Source organism: Pseudomonas protegens, assembly GCF_003363755.1.
GTDB lineage: Bacteria > Pseudomonadota > Gammaproteobacteria > Pseudomonadales > Pseudomonadaceae > Aquipseudomonas > Aquipseudomonas danubii.
On sequence record NZ_CP031396.1, the window covers coordinates 1,411,533 to 1,428,051 of the forward strand.

The following is a 16,519-nucleotide window of genomic DNA, read 5'->3' on the forward strand; positions in this document are numbered from 1 at the left end:
GACCGTCTAACGAGAACCTCCTTTCAATTATCGCGAAATGGTCAACTTTCACTCTGAGCCGCTTCGCCCCAGGCTTGCGGTCATGGGCCCAGACCGACGAACCGGCGCGTCTCTTGAATCTCACCGGGCTGTCGCAGTTTGCGAAAAGCCACCGCCGCGCCAGCCTCGGCAGCGTGCCCAAGCCCCCGCAATCCCGAGGCCACGCCGCCACGACGGAACTGGCATAGCCATTGCGAAAGACCCTGCCTCACCTACAACAAGAGGCTTCGCCATGGCTATTGCCCCACTGCTCGCCGCTACCACGGCGTTTATCCAGCGCGCCCCGCGCATGTTGATCGGCGCCCACTGGGTCGAGGCCGCCGATGGCCAGACCATGCCCCTGCGCAACCCCGCCACCGGCGAACAGCTGTGCCTGGTGCCCCGGGCCACGGTGGACGATGTCGACCGCGCAGTGCTGGCAGCGCGCCAGGCTTTCGACGACTCGCCCTGGACCCGCACCCGTCCCCGGGAGCGGCAGAACCTGCTGTGGAAACTCGCCGACCTGATGCAGCGCGACGCCGAACTGCTGGCCCAGCTGGAATGCCTGAACAATGGCAAGAGCGCCGCTGTGGCCCAGGCCATGGACGTGCAATTGTCCATCGACTTCTTGCGCTACATGGCCGGCTGGGCGACCAAGATCGAGGGTTCAAGCGTCGAGGTCTCGCTGCCGCTGATGCCCGACGACCAGTTCCACAGTTTCATCCGTCGCGAAGCGGTGGGCGTGGTCGGCGCCATCGTCGCCTGGAACTTCCCCTTGCTGCTGGCCTGCTGGAAACTCGGCCCGGCCCTGGCCACCGGTTGCACCCTGGTGCTCAAGCCGGCGGATGAAACCCCGCTCAGTGCGTTGAAACTGGCAGAACTGGTGCAGGAAGCCGGCTACCCCGACGGCGTGTTCAACGTGGTCACCGGCACCGGCATCACCGCCGGCAGCGCCCTGACCCACAACCCTCTGGTGGACAAACTGACCTTCACCGGCTCCACCGCCGTGGGTAAGGAAATCGGCAAGATCGCCATGGACTCCATGACCCGGGTCACCCTGGAGCTGGGGGGCAAATCGCCGACCATCGTCATGGCCGACGCCGACCTGGGCAGTGCCGCCGCCGGGGCTGCCAGCGCGATCTTCTTCAACCAGGGCCAAGTGTGCTGCGCCGGCTCGCGGCTGTATGTGCAGCGCAAGCACTTCGACAACGTGGTGGCCGACATTGCCGGCATCGCCAATGCCATGAAGCTGGGCAACGGCCTGGACGCCAGCGTCGAGATGGGCCCGCTGATTTCCGCGCGCCAGCAGGAACGGGTCTATCGCTACATCGAGATGGGCCGGGACAGCGGCGCCACCATTGCCTGTGGCGGCGAGCAGTTCGGCCCGGGGTATTTCGTCAAGCCGACGGTGATCGTCGATGTCGACCAGAAGCACTCGCTGGTCCAGGAAGAAATCTTCGGCCCGGTGCTGGTGGCGATTCCCTTCGACGACGAGGCCGACGCCCTGCGCCTGGCCAACGACAGCCCCTATGGCCTGGGCGCAAGCATCTGGTCCAACGATCTGGCAGCGGTGCACCGGATGATTCCGAAGATCAAGTCCGGCTCGGTGTGGGTCAATTGCCACAGCGCCCTGGACCCGGCACTGCCGTTCGGCGGCTACAAGATGTCCGGGCTCGGCCGGGAAATGGGCCACGCGGCCATCGAGCACTACACCGAACTGAAATCGGTGCTGATCAAGCTCTGATCCGTGGCTGGCACAGCCTCCCCCCTCCGGACGTTCAGCGTCATCGCCAGGGGCGCCCGATTTTTTCGACGCCCCCCGGCCTTCACTCAAAGCGCTGCTACGCTCAGCCCGGGCCCGCTCGACAGCTGGTACAAGGAGCCCGGCCCCTCTTCCTGTACCCCTCATACCATCGCACCGCCGAGGAACGCATCATGGGATCGAATGGAAATGATCACGACCACATCCAGTGTGGATGCCACAACCCGATCTGGGAGGCCTTGAAGCACAGCCTGAACCCCGCCGGCCATCTGACGGGCCAGCCTGCCAACGCCCATGGCCCGGGCCTTGAAACGGGTGGCGAATCCATCGTCTTCACCCATGGCCACATCTATCCGCTACGCAACGGCAACATGGACGAGCGGGTCGAGGCACTGGGCATCCACGCCGGCGATGTGGTCGCCTCAGGCACCCTGGCCGACGTCGAATCCCGCCTGCGAGCCCTGGGCATCGCCTACAGGGTCCAGTCGCTGGAAGGCAGGACCCTGCTTCCGGGCCTGGTCGAGCCCCACGCGCACATCGTGCAGAGCTGCGCCATGGAAGACTGGATACCGGTGGGCGCGTTCGATCAAGAGCGACAACGCCTGCGAGAAACCTACGATTGGAACTGGTTGGTCGAGACCCTGCGCAGTGCCCCGGTCAAAGACCCTTCGTCATGGATTCTCGGGCGCATGGTCGATCCGGCCTTGATGCCGTTCAAGAAGGTGGAAGGTGGCCTGAACCAACTCATAACCCTGGGCTGTGGCTTCGATGAAGAGATCGGTAACCTGGACAGCATCGACGCCGAGCGCCCGATCCTGCTGATCAGTGCGTCGATGCACACCGCCTACATGAACAGTGCGGCGAGCGAAGCGGTCTTTCGCAAGACCGGCGTCAAAGCCAACAAAGGCCTGTTGCAGGAGCGTGAAATCCTGCACGCCATTCGCTCCATTCCGGTCCAGCAGCAGTTGCAGATGCTGAAGATCTTCAAGCACCTCAAAGACTACTTCAACACCGCCACGCAACGCGGAATCACCCTGCTGTACGACGCCATGATGGACCCCATCTCAAGACTGGTGCTAGACGCCTACTTCCTGACTCATCCCAGGAATCTGCGGATCGGTTACGCCGCCGCCTGCGACGGCTCCGCCAAAAGCCTGCAAAGCCTGCCACCCTATCGACCCGCCACCCGCGAAGAAGCCAAACGCATCTACCAGGGCTCGGTGAAGCTGGTATCAGACGGCTCCAACCAGGGCCTGACCGGCTACCAGAGCGTGGACTATTGCTGTGAAACCACCCCCCGCCGGGGCAATTTCAATGTCTGCGACGAGCAGCAGCCAGAGCCACAAACCCTCCCCGTGGCCTACCAGACCCTGGTCAGCAAAGCGGTCGAGACCGGCTGGCCCCTGATGATTCATGCCAACGGCGACCGAGCCATCGACTTCACCCTGCAAGCCTACGCAGGGGCCTTCAAGGACGGTAACGGCCTGGAAAAGCGCCATCGCATCGAACACTGCTCGCTGCTGAACGCGGACAGTCTTGAGCGCATGAAACAGCTGGGGCTGTCACCGAGCTTCCTGATCGGGCATGTCGGTTACTGGGGCTACTCCTTCCAACAGGCGATTTTCGAGCAGCGGGCCGAGACCATGCTCGACCTGTGCAAATCGGCCCTCAAGCACAATCTGCGCATTTCCCTGCACAGCGACTGCACGGTCACCCCACTGGGCCCCCTGCGCTCCATGGAGCAGGCCGTGACCCGCAAGATGGAGGGCATCCGTAGTACACAATCGCCGTATCCGGTCCTGCAGAACCCTGAAGACTACCCGGTGCTCAACGCTGGCGAATGCCTGTCTCGCCAAGAGGCGCTGAAAGCCATCACCTACGATGCCGCCTGGCAATGCCACGCCGAGCGCTGGATGGGGTCGTTGCAGGACAACAACTTCGCCGACCTGGTGATTCTCGAACAGGACCCGCTCGACGAAAACATTCCGGCTACCGGCATCAGGGACATCCAGGTCTACCAGACCTGGAAAGGCGGCCAGCGGGTGTACCAGCGCTAACTGAACCTACCCTCAGGGCAGTGAACCTGAGCCCGCTCGCTTGTGCACGGCGGGTTCAGGGTCGATAGCCCTGGGCCAGCAACCAGCCCCGCACCACCCGCCCCTGCTCCGGGCTCAGGTCCGCCAGGGCCTGGTTCGGGGGCTGGTGCTGCAAGCGGCGCAACAACGGCGCCAGCTCCACACCCTGCACATGCCAGATACCCAGGGGCTGGTCCGGGGTGATCACCACTTCGGCTTCATCCACCAGGCCATCGCGCAGGACCGGGGCGTGCTCGATACGCAGGGCGGCAAAGTCCACGGCCGCGTGCGCCGGCTGCTGGTCCGGCCAGTGCCGGCGGGCCTGCCAGAACGGTTGCTCGGGCCAGCGCTGCTCGTCGGCGTAGAAATCCCGGCCAATACGCGCAAAGCGCAGGAACAGCTGCTCCACCCGTTGCTGATGAAAGCGCCCGGCCAGGGCTCTGCGCTCCGGCCGCTGCAACAGGGTGTTGATCACCGCCGGTGCCTGCAGGGCCGAGGACAGGGACTGGAAGATGCCATTGCCAGACAGCGGGTCCACCGCCATGGCCGCATCCCCGACCCGCAACCAGTTAGCGCCGCACACCTGGGGGCAGAGAATGGCCGTGCTGCTACGGGCGTGCAGCTGCAGATCATGTTCGGCAGCGCCGGCAAAAAAATCCGCGACCAGGGCAGACGCCTGACGGCGCTGACGGCAGTACTCCAGCAACTGCGCCTTGCCCGGCAGTGCGGCGCTGGCCACATCCAGGGTCAGTTGCCAGTAGCACTGGCCGTCGCTGCGCCGGGCCATCCAGGCCCAGCCGTCCTCCAGGCTGTGCACGGCACTGGCGGCAGTGCCAGACGGCCCTTGCCAGCGGTTGAGCAGGCTGAGGGTTTCCGGGCCTCGCCGACCGTTTCCGACGCCGTGCTGCAGGGCCTTGTCCAGCGCAGGCGCCTGACGCCCGCGGGCTTCGACCAGGAACTCGCCGAGCAGCTCCTCGTGCCCCTGCACCTGCACCCGATGCCCGAGCGCCGTGGACTGCACCCTAAGTACACGGCCCTGGATCAGCGTCACCCCGGCCTGATGCAGGGCATCGCGCAGGCCACGGTCGAACGTCGGGCGATCCAGCAGGTATTCGATGTTCTGTGCATGCTGCGCGCCGTTCCACGCCACTTGCCGCTGGGAAGGATGCAGGGCCTGGGCCAGTGCCGACTCCAGACCGGCGCCGCGCAAGGCTTCCAGCACCCGCAGCGAGACCCCTTCCAGCGCCGCAAAACGCCGCCAGTCGCTGATCAGGGTCACCGGGTAACCGAGGCGCCGCAGCCCCAGGGCCACCGCCGCGCCGGCCGGCCCCGCCCCCAGGATCAGGATCGTTTGCATGGCACGCTCCGGCGCTCGGGCCCCTGGTAGGCGGCCTGCTCCTGCAGCCACTGGCGCACCTGCAGATTGCTCGCGCCGGGCTGGGTCTTGAGGTAGGCACCGATATGCCCGCTCAAGGCGGCACAGCCCAGGCTGGCGCCGGACGGCCCCGGGCGGCCGGCGCGCACGCAGGCGGCGAAATCGGCCTGGGCCGTGTTCAGCCAGGACCATTGCTGCGCACTGCAACGCGCATCGCCGGTAACCCGCAACACGCCGGGATAGCGGGCCGGGAATACCGGCTCGCCCTGGGCCGGGCTGGACGCGCAGAGCAGCACGCCGCGTGCCACGGCCTCGGCGCAGGCGGCGCGCAGTGAATCGCGATCCTGGCGCAGCCCGAGGCTGAGGTTGATCAGGCGTACATCCTGTTCCAGCAGCCAATACAGGGCGGCACTGACTTGCGCGGCACTGGTGACTCCGCGCTGATCGAACACCTGGGCCAGATACAGCTGGGCATCGGGCGCGCGCTGCCCGATGGCCTCGATGATCGCGCTGCCATGACCGAGGGCGTCCTGCTGCAACTCGCCCTCGCCCATGCCTTCGCCCAGCAGAAAGAAACGCCGACCGGCCACCACCCGTTGATGAGGGGCATGGCCGCTGTCGATCACGCCGATGCGCAGCTCAGGCTTCATGGGCCACCACCACGCTGTGCAATACACCGTCGAGCAACTCGAAACGCAGGTCTGCGTCGGCCAGGGTCGAAGGCCGGTGGCTGATGAGGATGCGCGTGCGCCCGGCGAACAGGCGGTCGATGGCGTCGATCACCTCGCGCTCGGTGGCCTCGTCCACCGCCGAAGTGGCTTCGTCCAGCACCAGGATCATCGGGTCCTGGAGCAATGCACGGGCGATGGCGATGCGTTGTTTCTGCCCGCCGGACAGCTGCTGGCCACGCTCGCCCAGGGGGCTGTCCAGGCCCTCGGGCAGGGACTCGATCAGCCCCTGCAGTTGCGCCAGCCGCGCCACTTCGGCCACGGCCTCGCGGCTGGCAGCGGGCACGCTGTAGGCCAGGTTGTCCGCCAGGCTGCCGCGAAACAGCACGATGTCCTGGCTGACCACCGCCACCTGACGGCGCAGTTGCGCCAGGTCCAGTTGACGCAGGTCGATGCCCCCCAGCAGCACCTGCCCGGACTGGGGGTCGTGATGGCGCTGCAAGAGGTCGATCAGGGTGCTTTTACCGGCCCCCGAAGTGCCGCTCAGGGCGACCTTGAGGCCATAGGGAATCCGCGCTTCGATGCCCTTGAGGGTCGAGCCGCGCCCCGGATGACTGAAGTGCACATCCTTGAAGTGCAGCTCGCCGTTGTCCGGCACCGGCAAGGGCGCTACGGGGGCGCTGATGTCCGGCTCCTCACCGCGCAGTTCCATGACCCGGCCCAGGCTCACGGTCATGCGCTGGATCGCCACATACAGTCCCAGCAGGCTCTGCACCGGTCCCACCGCCATGCCCAGGTAGGTGGAGAAGGCAATCAGCGCCCCCAGTTGCCAGGTGCCCTGCACCACCCAGTAACCGCCAATCAGGAAGGCGCAGGCCCGGGACAATGAGGTCAGGGTGCCGGGCACCGCCTGGGTGAAGAACTCGGTGACCTGCAGCTTGAGCAACTGGCTCATGTAGCCCTGGCCGAGGCGGTCCAGGCGCTGAGCCTCCCGTTGCTGCTGGCCGGCGCTCTGGATGAACTTCATCACCGGCAGGGTTTCCACCATGAACGAAGACATGTCCGCGGAACGCTCGCGCAACTGGCGCACATCGCGCTCCACCTTGCGCCGCATCCAGCGCAGCCAGAGCACGTCCAGGGGAATCAACACCAGGGCCAGCAGCGAGAGTTGCCAGGACAGGGTCAGGAGCATGGCCAGGGCGACGACAAGACCGATCACGCTGGACACTGCGGAAAACAATGAGTCGACGGCAAAGCGCTGGATCTCCGCCACATCGCCGTCCAGGCGCGACATCAGGTCGCCGATTCGCCGCTGCCCGTAGAAGCTCGGCGACAGTCGTTGCAGATGGCGGTAGAGGTCGTCGCGCAGGGCGAACAGGATGCGTCCGGACAGGCGCGTATGCAGGTAGCGATTGACCCCGGACAACAGCGTGCCCAGCAGACCGGCAAGGATCATCAAGCCGGCGATCAGCACCAGTTTGGAGAAGTCCCGGGCCAGCAGGCCGTCGTCGATCAGCAGCTTGGTCAGCCAGGGTTGCACCAGCACCAGCAACGAGGCGCACACCGACAGCCCCAGCAGGCCACCGATGGCCAGCCGATGGGGCCGCACGAAACTGTAGAGCCAGCCCAGGGCGGCACTCAGGGCCTGGGGGTCGCGGCTGTCCACCAGCCGGGTGATCAGGCGCCGCATCAGGCGCGCAACTGCTTGAGCTTGCGGTACAGGGTCGCGCGGCTGATGCCCAGGGCGTCCGCAGCCGCCGAGACATTGCCCTGATGGTTGTCCAGGGCACTGCGGATCAGCTCCAGCTCGTTCTCGCGGATGCTACCGGTCTGCGGCCGCTCGCTGGCCTGCAGATCGTCGAGCATGCTGTCGGGCAGATGTTCCAGGCCGATGTGGCACTCGCCCTCTTCGCGCAGGGCCAGGGCGGTGCGCAGGACCATCTCCAACTGGCGGATATTGCCCGGCCAGTGGTAGTCCGTCAGCAGCCGGCGCAGTTCGTCGCTGAGGCTCACGTCGGCGCCGCCGAGCCTGGCCAGCAGGCTGTCCACCAGCGGCTGCAGGTCTTCGCGTTCACGCAGGGCCGGCAGCAGCACGCTGATGCCGTTGACCCGGTAGAACAGGTCTTCGCGAAAGGCCTGGTCCTGCACTTGCTGCTTGAGGTCGCGGTGGGTGGCGCAGATCAGGGCAATGTCGATGTCCTGCTCCTCACCGGCTCCCAGAGGCGCTACCTTGCGGTCTTGCAGCACTCGCAGCAGGCGGGCTTGCAGGGCCAGGGGCATGTCGCCGATCTCATCGAGGAACAAGGTGCCACCGTGGGCCTGTTGCAGGCGTCCGATCATGCCGCCGCGGCGCGAGCCGGTGAAGGCGCCTTCGCGGTAGCCGAACAGCTCCGACTCGATCAGGCCTTCGGGAATCGCCGCGCAGTTGACCGCGACAAAGGGTTTCTCGGCACGACTGCCCGCACGATGCAGGGCCCGGGCCAGGACCTCCTTGCCGGTGCCGGTCTCTCCCAGCAACAGCACTGGCAAGCCGTTGGCCAGGCCCTGGCGGGCCATGCGCAGGGTGCGGGCGTAGCGGCTGTTGCCCCCGGCCAGGGCTTCCAGGTCCTGGGGCATGGGCGTGGCTTTCGGTGTGCTGCGGGGCGTGCGGTGCAGGTTCAGCGATGGCTGCGGTGCCCGCAGGGCCTTGTAGAACAGCTCGCCCTTGGCGGTCTGCAGGCTGCCCACGGCGCCTTGCTGCAGGCGGGCCAGCAGTTGCAGGCCGTCGAGCCCGAGGAACTCTTCGCAACGCCGTCCCACCAGGGCCGCGCGCGGGGCGTTGAGCAACTGGCAGGCCTGGCCGCTGACCGCAAGAATCTGCCCGCCCAGGCTCAGGGCCAGCAGACCTTGCCAGGGCGATTCGAGGTATTGCCGACGACTGTGGAAGGCCAGGACGATCTGCTCCGGGTAGGAGGCATGGAACACCCGCGCCTCGATCTGGCTGACCGCCATGGACAACAGTGCGGTGCTGTCCTGGACGCGGCCCAGGGGGCCTTCGCGGGTCAGGTCAAGAACGCCGAGGATCTCGCCCTGGGGGCATTGGATGGGCACCGATGTGCAGGAGAAATGGCTGAGGCGATCCAGGTAGTGTTCGCCGCAATCGATCAGGGTCGGCCGGGCTTCCACCAGGGCCGTGCCCAGGGCGTTGGTGCCACGGGTGGCCTCGCTCCAGCAGGCGCCGAGGGTGATGTCCTGCACGCCGCTGTCCTTGAGCCGGTCGGCGCGGCCTTCGATGGCCAGGATGGTGGCGTCGGCATTGGCCAGGATGATCAGGCCGTCCTTGCCTTGATGCTGGTTCAGGTAGTCGATGGCCGGGGTTGCCGCGTCCAGCAACAGGCGGTTGCTGGCCAGCAGCACGTCGAGGCTGGCGCCAGATTCCAGGGTCAGTTGATGCTGGCTGCCAAAGTGCACGCCATGGCTCAGGCTGCGCCGCCATGAAGCATCGATTTCCGCACGCAGGACCCCGTCGGGGATCTCGCCTTCCAGGTGCAGCCGCTCCCGGGCCAGCCGGGCTTCGTGTTGCTGCTCACCCTTTGTTGTTTTTATAAGAGTCATCAAGCGCTCCGAATCGGTCCGCCCGCTATACCCGCTCCACTCCCTTGGATTGCGCGAGGCACGCAAGCCGTGGTCAATGTCTACACCGGGTTCAGAGGGCAGTAAAGGGGCTTTGCCCGGATCATCGGGCAGCCCTGCATTGCTTACCCTGTCATTCGAGATCAAGCAAAACCTGCGCCAGTGGGACGGGCGCCCGAGCATCTTGACGTTAACGTAAAGCAAATGGCAAGTACCCTACGCCTCCTGCCAGCCCCTGCTGCAGGAGCTGGCTTGCCGGCGAAAAGGCCTTCGGGCGAAACGCCGTCCGGCCGGTCCTAAAGGGACCAGGCGGCGCTGTCGGCAAAGAAGGCGCGGGCGTTGTCTTCCAGGCTGTCAAGGTGGTAACCCCCCTCCTGGACAATCAGGCACGGCAGGCCAAGGCTGCGGATGCGCTGGCCAAGGATGGCGAAGCCGTCTCGGGTCACCGCGACCTTGCTTTGCGGATCGAGCTCGTAGATGTCGAACCCCAGAGACAGCACCAGCACCTCAGCGCCGAATGCCCTCACCGCGGCCAGGGCCTGTTCCAGGCGGGCGAGAAAGTCCGCTTCGCTGGCGCCATGGGCCATCGGCAGGTTGAGGTTATAGCCCTCCCCCGCGCCGCTGCCGCGCTCTTCGGCAAAACCACTGACCCCGGGGTAAAAGTTGGTGGGGTCACCATGCACCGACACGTAAAGCACGTCGTCCCGCTCGTAGAAGATTTCCTGAATGCCCTGGCCGTGATGCATATCGGTATCCAGCACCGCGACCCGGGAGAATTTTTCCCGCAGAACCTGAGCGGCGATCGCCGCGTTGTTCAAGTAGCAGAAACCACCCGCGGCTTCGGCCCGGGCATGGTGGCCCGGCGGGCGGCACAAGGCATAGGCAGCAGGTTCGCCATCCAGCAGGGCACGGGCCCCGGCGATGGCGCTCTGCGCCGACCAGTAGGCCGAGCGCCAAGTCTGTTCGCCCACCGGACAACTGCCGTCGGCCAGGTAGCAAGCGGCCTGGGCGAGGACCCCGCGCAGGGCATTGGGCTCACGCACGAAGATGTTGGACATGACTTCGTCACCCCAGTCCTCGGGAATTTCATTCCAGTGCGGGTAAGCCTCCTCCAGGAATTTCAGGTACGGCGCACTGTGCACCGCCAGCAACGGCTGCAGACCGGCGTCCTCGGGTTGGCACACCGCAAAGCTCAGGGAATGCGCCGCCTGCACCAGGCGCTGGGCGCGCTCGGGGACTTCCTGAGGCGTGCGCAGCTGGCCCCGGGAGTAATAGCTGCGGGGATGGTGAAGCAATTGTTCAGGGTGGAAAAAACTGCGCATCAAGGTCTCCTCAGGCCACCCGGCCGGCACGGGCCAGCACGGCATTAAGCAATACATCGGCGCCCTGGCACACGTCCTCGGGCAACACGTCTTCGGCTTCGTTATGACTCAAGCCACCGACACAGGGAATGAACACCATGGCGGTGGGGCAATAGCGCGCCAGCAAGATGGCGTCGTGGCCCGCGCCACTGACGATGGACTGATGAGGATAGCCCAGCCCGTCCACCGCCTGCTGCACCGCCGCCACGCACTCGGCATCAAAGGGCGTGGCCGGGCTGAGCCAACGGCGGTCGATGCGGACCTTGAGCCCGCGCTGCCGGGCAATGCGCTCCAGGCGTTCCTCAACCTGCTGCTCCATGGCAGTGATCTGTTGATCATGGTGATGGCGCAGGTCGACGGTGAAGGTCAGCCGCCCGGGAATGGTATTGCGCGACGACTTGGCAACGCTCAGCTCACCGACAGTGGTCAGGCCTTGCGGGGCAAAATCCGCTGCCACCTGCTCCACGGCGAGGATCATCTGCGCGGCGCCATACAGAGCATCCTTGCGCAGTGACATCGGCGTGGTGCCGGCGTGGGCGGCCCTGCCTTCAACCTGAACGTCGAGCCAGCGGATCGCCTGACCGCCACTGACCACGCCGATGCTCTTGGCGTTGTCTTCAAGGATCGGGCCCTGCTCGATATGGGCTTCGAAATAGGCATCCACCGTCCCGCCCAAAGGCCGATTGCCGGCGTAACCGGTGCGCTGCAGGGCCTGGGCAACGCTGATGCCATCGGCGTCGCGCACCGCCAGGGCGGCGTCCAGGGCCATGACCCCGGTGAACACCGCCGAGCCGAACATCGCCGGAGTGAAACGCGCGCCCTCCTCGTTGGTCCACACCGCCACTTCCAGGGGCTTGCGGGTCTGGATGCCCAGGTCATTGAGGCTTCGCACCACCTCCAGGCCGGCCAGCACCCCGTACACGCCATCAAAGCGCCCGCCTTCGGGCTGGGTGTCGAGGTGGCTGCCCATCATCACTGGGGCTGCGTGCGGGTCACTGCCGGGCCGCCGGGCAAACAGGTTGCCGATGGGGTCGACGCTCAGGGTCATGCCGGCTTCTGTACACCAGTGAGCGAAGAGCTCGCGCCCGGCCCGGTCTTCATCGCTCAGGGCCAGGCGGCAGCTGCCGCCGCGAGCGGTGGCGCCAATTTCGGCCATGGCCATCAGGCTCGCCCAGAGGCGCTGGCCATTGATTTTCAACATCATCAGATTCTCCAGACAATCAGGCGTGGGATGCCATTTCCAGGCGATGGGCGTGAGCATGCCGGCGTGCCAGGGCCAGCACGCAGATCAGCGAAACGGCAGCGATCAGGCTGTAGAACAGCGCCATCGGCCACCATTGGCCAATAAACCGATGGGCCAGCCAGGTGCCGATCAGCGGGGTCAGGCCACCGGCCAGGGCACCGCAGACTTGATAGGCCAGAGAGATCGCGGTGTAGCGCACCCGCGTCTCGAACATGCCGCTGACGTAACCGGCGATCACCGCGTAGAAGGAGGCCATGCACACCACTGCCAGGGCGATGCCGAGGATCATCAGCGGCGCCTGGCCGGAACTCACCAGGACGAACATCGGATAGGGCGAGGCCATGGCCAGTACTGACACCAGGCATAGAAAGCGCGTGGCGCCGATTTTCTCGGCGGTCCAGGCCGCCAGGGGCTGGATGCAGAACTGGATGATCGCCACCACGAACAGGCATTCGAGAATCAGCGAACGGGGAATCTCCAGTTGCTGGGTGGTGTAGGCAATCATGAAGGTGTTGGTGAAATACACCCCGGCGATCCCCAGGGTATTGGCGCCGATGCACAGCAGCAGTGGACGCCAGGCCGTGCGCAGCACTTGCATCACAGGTGCCTGTTCCTTGCGCAGCGATTTGGCCGCCTGCTCGCGGCTGGCGAGAAACTCCGGCGACTCGTTGACCCCCAGGCGAATCGCCAGGCCTACCAGCAGCAACAACGCGCTGGCGAGGAACGGCAGGCGCCAGCCCCAGCTCATCAACGCGTCCTCGGGCAGGCGGGTCACGGCGCTGAAGGCCAGTAACGAGAGGATCAAACCCGCCGGGCTGCCCAATTGCGCGAAGGAGGCGAAGAAGTTGCGCCGGCCCTTGGGCGCATGTTCGCCGGCCATCAGCACCGCCCCGCCCCACTCGCCTCCCACGGCAATGCCCTGGACGATGCGCAGCAGGATCAGCAGCACCGGGGCCAGGGCGCCGATCTGTGCATAAGTCGGCAACAGGCCGATGCACACCGTGACCACGCCCATCATCAGCAAGGTGATGACCAGGGATTTCTTGCGGCCGATACGGTCGCCGATATGGCCGAAGATGATGCCCCCCAGGGGCCGGGCGAAGAAGCCCACGGCGAAGGTTCCGAAGGCGGCCATGGTGCTGAACAGTTTGTCGTCGGAGGGGAAGAACAAGGCACCGAACACCAGCGCCGCAGCGGTGGCGTAGATGTAGAAGTCGTACCACTCGATCATGGTGCCGATAAAGGCGGCGGCCGCGGCCCGACGTGGCTGCGGCGAAGCGGAAGGCTTCATGGTTGGCTCCTTTGGTTATTTTTGTGGCAGGAGAAAGGGTCAAGCGCAGGGGCTTCTGTGGGCGTCCGTCTGGGGGGATTTATCCGTTTCGCCGGATAATTAGTCAATTTTCTATTGGTTATCTCGATTATTATCCTCGCTTATTATTCGCCTAGATCCCGATCCAGAGCCCTGCCATGTCCGACCGCGATGCCCGACGCCTGCTCAATGACCGCCTCGACTGGAACCTGCTGCGCACCTTCCGGGTGATCGGCCAGGAACTGAGCATCAGTCGCGCAGCGGCACGCCTGCACCTGACCCAACCGGCAGTGAGCCAAGCCCTCAAGCGCCTGGAAGAACAGCTGGGACGACAGTTGATCGCCCGGCGCGGGCCGCGCTTTGCCCTGACTGAAGTGGGCGAACAGATCTTTGCCCTGGCCGGAGAAATCTACGGCCAGATGTCCCAGGTCAGCAGCGTGCTAGAGCAACCCGCCGACGAGGTGATCGGCAAGGTGCGGCTGTTGATCATCAGCCGGATACTCAATGAGCGTTTCGATGACTTTCTGGCCGACTTCCATCGCCTGCATCCGCGCGTCGACCTGGAGGTGGAGGTGATGCGCAGTTCGGATATCGTCAGCGCCCTGCAAGAGAAGACCGCGACCCTGGGCCTGAGCCTTAATCGGCGGCCACAGCCACGCCTGGAACAACGGCTGTTCCTGCGGCAGCGCTACGCATTTTTTTGCGGCAAGCATCACCCGTTGTTCGGGCGCCAGGACGTGGCCGAGGGCGATCTGCAGCGAGAGAACTTCGTCAGTTTTACCAGCGACCAGATCGGCGGCATGCTCTCGCCGCTGACCATCTTCCGTGACCAGCAAGGCTTCAGCGGGCGCATCGTCGCGTCGTCGCCGAGCCTGGAGGAGGTACGGCGCCTGGTGATCGCCGGGTTTGGCATCGGCTGCCTGCCTGAGCACGTGGTGGCGGCCGATGTCGACGCCAGGCTGCTGTGGCGCCTGCCGCCCCACGACGGCATCGCCGATGTCGACATCCATCTGCTGTGGAACCGTGAACAACGCATGAGCCGTGCCGAGGTGCTGTTCCTGGAGCTGCTGCAGGAACGCCTCACCGCTCAGTGAGGCAAGGGACGCTCGGGCGGACTCACAAGATGCCGGACAGCCCGGTGTTGCAATGAGTCAGACGTGGGGATCGCCAGGTGCCTTGGCGGGTGTAGCGTATTGCGGCTTGAGGTGGCCGTTCTGGTCCAGCAGCCAGGCGTCCATGATCTGTCGCACCACGGGCCCGGCGACCCGGCCGCCGGCCTCACCGTTCTCGATCATGACCGCAATTACGATCTGTGGGTGCTCGGCGGGGGCGAAGCCAACGAACAAGGCGTTGTCGCGGTTGCGCTCGCGGGTCTTGAGGCGGTCATAGCGTTCGCCCTGCTTGATCGCCACCACCTGGGCGGTGCCGCTCTTGCCGGCGATGCGGTACTGCGCACCGGCGGCGGCAGCACGGGCGATGCCCCGCGGGTCGTGCATCACCATCTGCATACCGTGGCTGACCTGATCCCAGTCGTGGGGGTTCTTCAGCAGGATGTTGGGCATTGGGTGCTCATCCACCGGAGCCATGCCATCGATGGTCTTGGCCAGGTGTGGGCGGTTCCACACGCCCTTGTTGGCGATCAGCGCTGTGGCCTGGGCCAGTTGCAGCGGCGTGACCTGCATGTAGCCCTGACCAATGCCGAGGATCACGGTTTCCCCCGGGAACCAGGGCTGGCGGCGGGTGGCGCGCTTCCAGTCTTGGGATGGCATTAACCCGGGGGATTCCTCGAACATGTCCAGAGAGACTTTCTGACCCAGACCGAACATCGCCATGTAGTCGTGCAGGCGGTCGATGCCGAGCTTGTGGGCCAGATCGTAGAAGTAGGTGTCGTTGGAGCGCATGATCGCTGCGTCCATATCCACCCAACCATCGCCGCTGTGGTTCCAGTTGCGGTATTTGTGATCGAAGTCCGGCAATTGGTAGTAACCGGGATCGAAGACTCGGGTCGAGGCGGTCACCACGCCGGTGTCGAGGCCGGCAATCGCCACTTCTGGCTTGATGGTGGAACCCGGTGCGTAGAGGCCGCGCAGCACCCGGTTGAACAGCGGGCGGTCGATGGAGTCGTGCAGTGCCGCGTATTGCTTGAAGCTGATGCCGGTGACGAACAGGTTTGGGTCAAAGCTTGGCTTGCTGACCATGGCCAGTACTTCGCCCGTGGCGGGTTCGAGGGCCACCACTGAGCCGCGACGGTCCCCCAGGGCCTCTTCGGCAGCTTCCTGGAGCTTGATATCCAGGCTCAGGACGATGTTCTTCCCAGGGATAGGATCGGTGTGTTTGAGCACGCGCATGACCCGCCCCTGGGCGTTGGTCTCCACCTCTTCATAGCCGACGTGACCGTGCAACTCGGACTCATAGAACTTCTCGACGCCCGTCTTGCCAATGGACTGAGTGCCACGGTATTCCACCGAGTCCAGGGTCTTGGCTTCTTTCTCGTTGATCCGTCCAACGTAGCCGATGGAGTGGGCAAAGTGGGCGCCCATGGGGTAATGGCGGACGAACTGGGCTTGCACATCCAGTCCTGGCAGGCGGTACTCGTTGACCGCAAGGACGGCGATCTGCTCTTCGGTGAGCTCGTAGAACAGGGTCACGGGGACGAAGGGGTGGCGGGCCTGCTTCATTTCCTTGTCAAACAGGGTTCGATCCTCTGGCGGCAGGTGCAGCAGGTCGATCACCGTGTCCAACTCGCCTTTGAGATCAGTGGTGCGTTCGCGGGTGATGGTGAGGTTGAAGCTGGGGCGGTTGTCCGCCAGGACCACGCCATTGCGGTCATAGATCAGCCCGCGGGTCGGGGTGATCGGCAGCACGTGGACACGGTTGTTTTCCGAGACGGTGGAGTGATAGTCGAACTCCACCACCTGCAGGAAGTACATGCGTCCTACCAAGGCGCAAGTAATGGCCACCACCAACATAGCGCAGGCGAGCAGGCGCTTGTTGACCAGGCGGCTCTCTTTTTCGTGGTCCTTGATCGGAATCGCTTCGGGCATTGCTACAACTTCTCGTTGAATAGAGGTCGACGCTGATCCGTGCGGGTGAACT

General features: G+C 65.1%; 11 protein-coding genes. 3 read left to right on the forward strand and 8 right to left on the reverse strand.

All coding sequences use genetic code 11. The annotated features are described in order from the left end of the window. Positions 1 to 271 precede the first annotated feature (271 nt). Positions 272 to 1,762: an aldehyde dehydrogenase family protein gene (locus DWF74_RS05930; protein WP_115580584.1), complete on the forward strand. Its 1,491-nt coding sequence runs from the start codon at positions 272 to 274 to the stop codon at positions 1,760 to 1,762. Positions 1,763 to 1,953: 191 nt separating this feature from the next. After that, positions 1,954 to 3,837 (forward strand): amidohydrolase, encoded by a 1,884-nt coding sequence (locus tag DWF74_RS05935; RefSeq protein ID WP_115580585.1) that lies wholly within the window; start codon positions 1,954 to 1,956, stop codon positions 3,835 to 3,837. A 55-nt stretch (positions 3,838 to 3,892) separates the two neighbouring features. Here DWF74_RS05935 and qhpG read toward each other — a convergent pair whose 3' ends face one another. The 7 genes from qhpG to DWF74_RS05970 all read right to left on the reverse strand — a co-directional run bounded on the left by qhpG (position 3,893) and on the right by DWF74_RS05970 (position 13,405). Further along, entirely contained in the window at positions 3,893 to 5,212 is a 1,320-nt protein-coding gene (qhpG, locus tag DWF74_RS05940; RefSeq protein ID WP_115580586.1) for a flavin-dependent monooxygenase QhpG, read from the reverse strand. Further along, positions 5,197 to 5,880, reverse strand: coding sequence for a subtilisin-like serine protease QhpE (gene qhpE / locus DWF74_RS05945; protein WP_102861795.1), 684 nt, complete (start codon positions 5,878 to 5,880; stop codon positions 5,197 to 5,199). Before qhpE ends, qhpG begins: the two co-directional genes overlap by 16 nt. Further along, positions 5,870 to 7,588, reverse strand: a complete 1,719-nt coding sequence (locus tag DWF74_RS05950) for an ABC transporter ATP-binding protein (protein WP_115580587.1) — start codon at positions 7,586 to 7,588, stop codon at positions 5,870 to 5,872. The genes qhpE and DWF74_RS05950 overlap by 11 nt, the downstream gene beginning before the upstream one ends. After that, on the reverse strand, positions 7,588 to 9,492 hold the full coding sequence (locus tag DWF74_RS05955; protein ID WP_115580588.1) for a sigma-54-dependent Fis family transcriptional regulator: 1,905 nt from the start codon (positions 9,490 to 9,492) through the stop codon (positions 7,588 to 7,590). The genes DWF74_RS05950 and DWF74_RS05955 overlap by 1 nt, the downstream gene beginning before the upstream one ends. A 314-nt stretch (positions 9,493 to 9,806) precedes the next feature. Continuing rightward, positions 9,807 to 10,832, reverse strand: coding sequence for a histone deacetylase family protein (locus tag DWF74_RS05960; RefSeq protein WP_115580589.1), 1,026 nt, complete (start codon positions 10,830 to 10,832; stop codon positions 9,807 to 9,809). A 10-nt stretch (positions 10,833 to 10,842) separates the two neighbouring features. Then, positions 10,843 to 12,072 carry a Zn-dependent hydrolase gene (locus DWF74_RS05965; RefSeq protein WP_115582427.1) on the reverse strand — a complete coding sequence of 410 codons (1,230 nt, stop codon included), beginning with the start codon at positions 12,070 to 12,072 and terminating at the stop codon, positions 10,843 to 10,845. Positions 12,073 to 12,091: 19 nt separating this feature from the next. Next, a complete protein-coding gene (locus DWF74_RS05970) occupies positions 12,092 to 13,405 on the reverse strand; it encodes an MFS transporter (RefSeq protein WP_115580590.1) in 1,314 nt (437 codons plus the stop codon). A gap of 176 nt (positions 13,406 to 13,581) precedes the next feature. Here DWF74_RS05970 and DWF74_RS05975 point away from each other — a divergent pair, with 176 nt between their 5' ends. Beyond that, positions 13,582 to 14,517: a LysR family transcriptional regulator gene (locus DWF74_RS05975; RefSeq protein ID WP_115580591.1), complete on the forward strand. Its 936-nt coding sequence runs from the start codon at positions 13,582 to 13,584 to the stop codon at positions 14,515 to 14,517. Between the two features lie 57 nt (positions 14,518 to 14,574). Here the strand turns inward: DWF74_RS05975 and mrdA are convergent, their stop codons facing one another. After that, the gene (gene mrdA, locus DWF74_RS05980; RefSeq protein ID WP_115580592.1) at positions 14,575 to 16,467 is read right to left on the reverse strand and encodes a penicillin-binding protein 2; all 1,893 of its coding nucleotides are present in this window, start codon (positions 16,465 to 16,467) and stop codon (positions 14,575 to 14,577) included. Between the last annotated feature and the right edge of the window lie 52 nt (positions 16,468 to 16,519).

Excerpts from the sequence above, each read along its gene's own strand:
- DWF74_RS05930 (WP_115580584.1), top strand. The coding sequence starts at position 272 with ATGGCTATTGCCCCACTGCTCGCCGCTACCACGGCGTTTATCCAGCGC.
- DWF74_RS05935 (WP_115580585.1), top strand. The coding sequence starts at position 1,954 with ATGGGATCGAATGGAAATGATCACGACCACATCCAGTGTGGATGCCAC.
- qhpG (WP_115580586.1), bottom strand. The coding sequence starts at position 5,212 with ATGCAAACGATCCTGATCCTGGGGGCGGGGCCGGCCGGCGCGGCGGTG.
- qhpE (WP_102861795.1), bottom strand. The coding sequence starts at position 5,880 with ATGAAGCCTGAGCTGCGCATCGGCGTGATCGACAGCGGCCATGCCCCT.
- DWF74_RS05950 (WP_115580587.1), bottom strand. The coding sequence starts at position 7,588 with ATGCGGCGCCTGATCACCCGGCTGGTGGACAGCCGCGACCCCCAGGCC.
- DWF74_RS05955 (WP_115580588.1), bottom strand. The coding sequence starts at position 9,492 with ATGACTCTTATAAAAACAACAAAGGGTGAGCAGCAACACGAAGCCCGG.
- DWF74_RS05960 (WP_115580589.1), bottom strand. The coding sequence starts at position 10,832 with ATGCGCAGTTTTTTCCACCCTGAACAATTGCTTCACCATCCCCGCAGC.
- DWF74_RS05965 (WP_115582427.1), bottom strand. The coding sequence starts at position 12,072 with ATGTTGAAAATCAATGGCCAGCGCCTCTGGGCGAGCCTGATGGCCATG.
- DWF74_RS05970 (WP_115580590.1), bottom strand. The coding sequence starts at position 13,405 with ATGAAGCCTTCCGCTTCGCCGCAGCCACGTCGGGCCGCGGCCGCCGCC.
- DWF74_RS05975 (WP_115580591.1), top strand. The coding sequence starts at position 13,582 with ATGTCCGACCGCGATGCCCGACGCCTGCTCAATGACCGCCTCGACTGG.
- mrdA (WP_115580592.1), bottom strand. The coding sequence starts at position 16,467 with ATGCCCGAAGCGATTCCGATCAAGGACCACGAAAAAGAGAGCCGCCTG.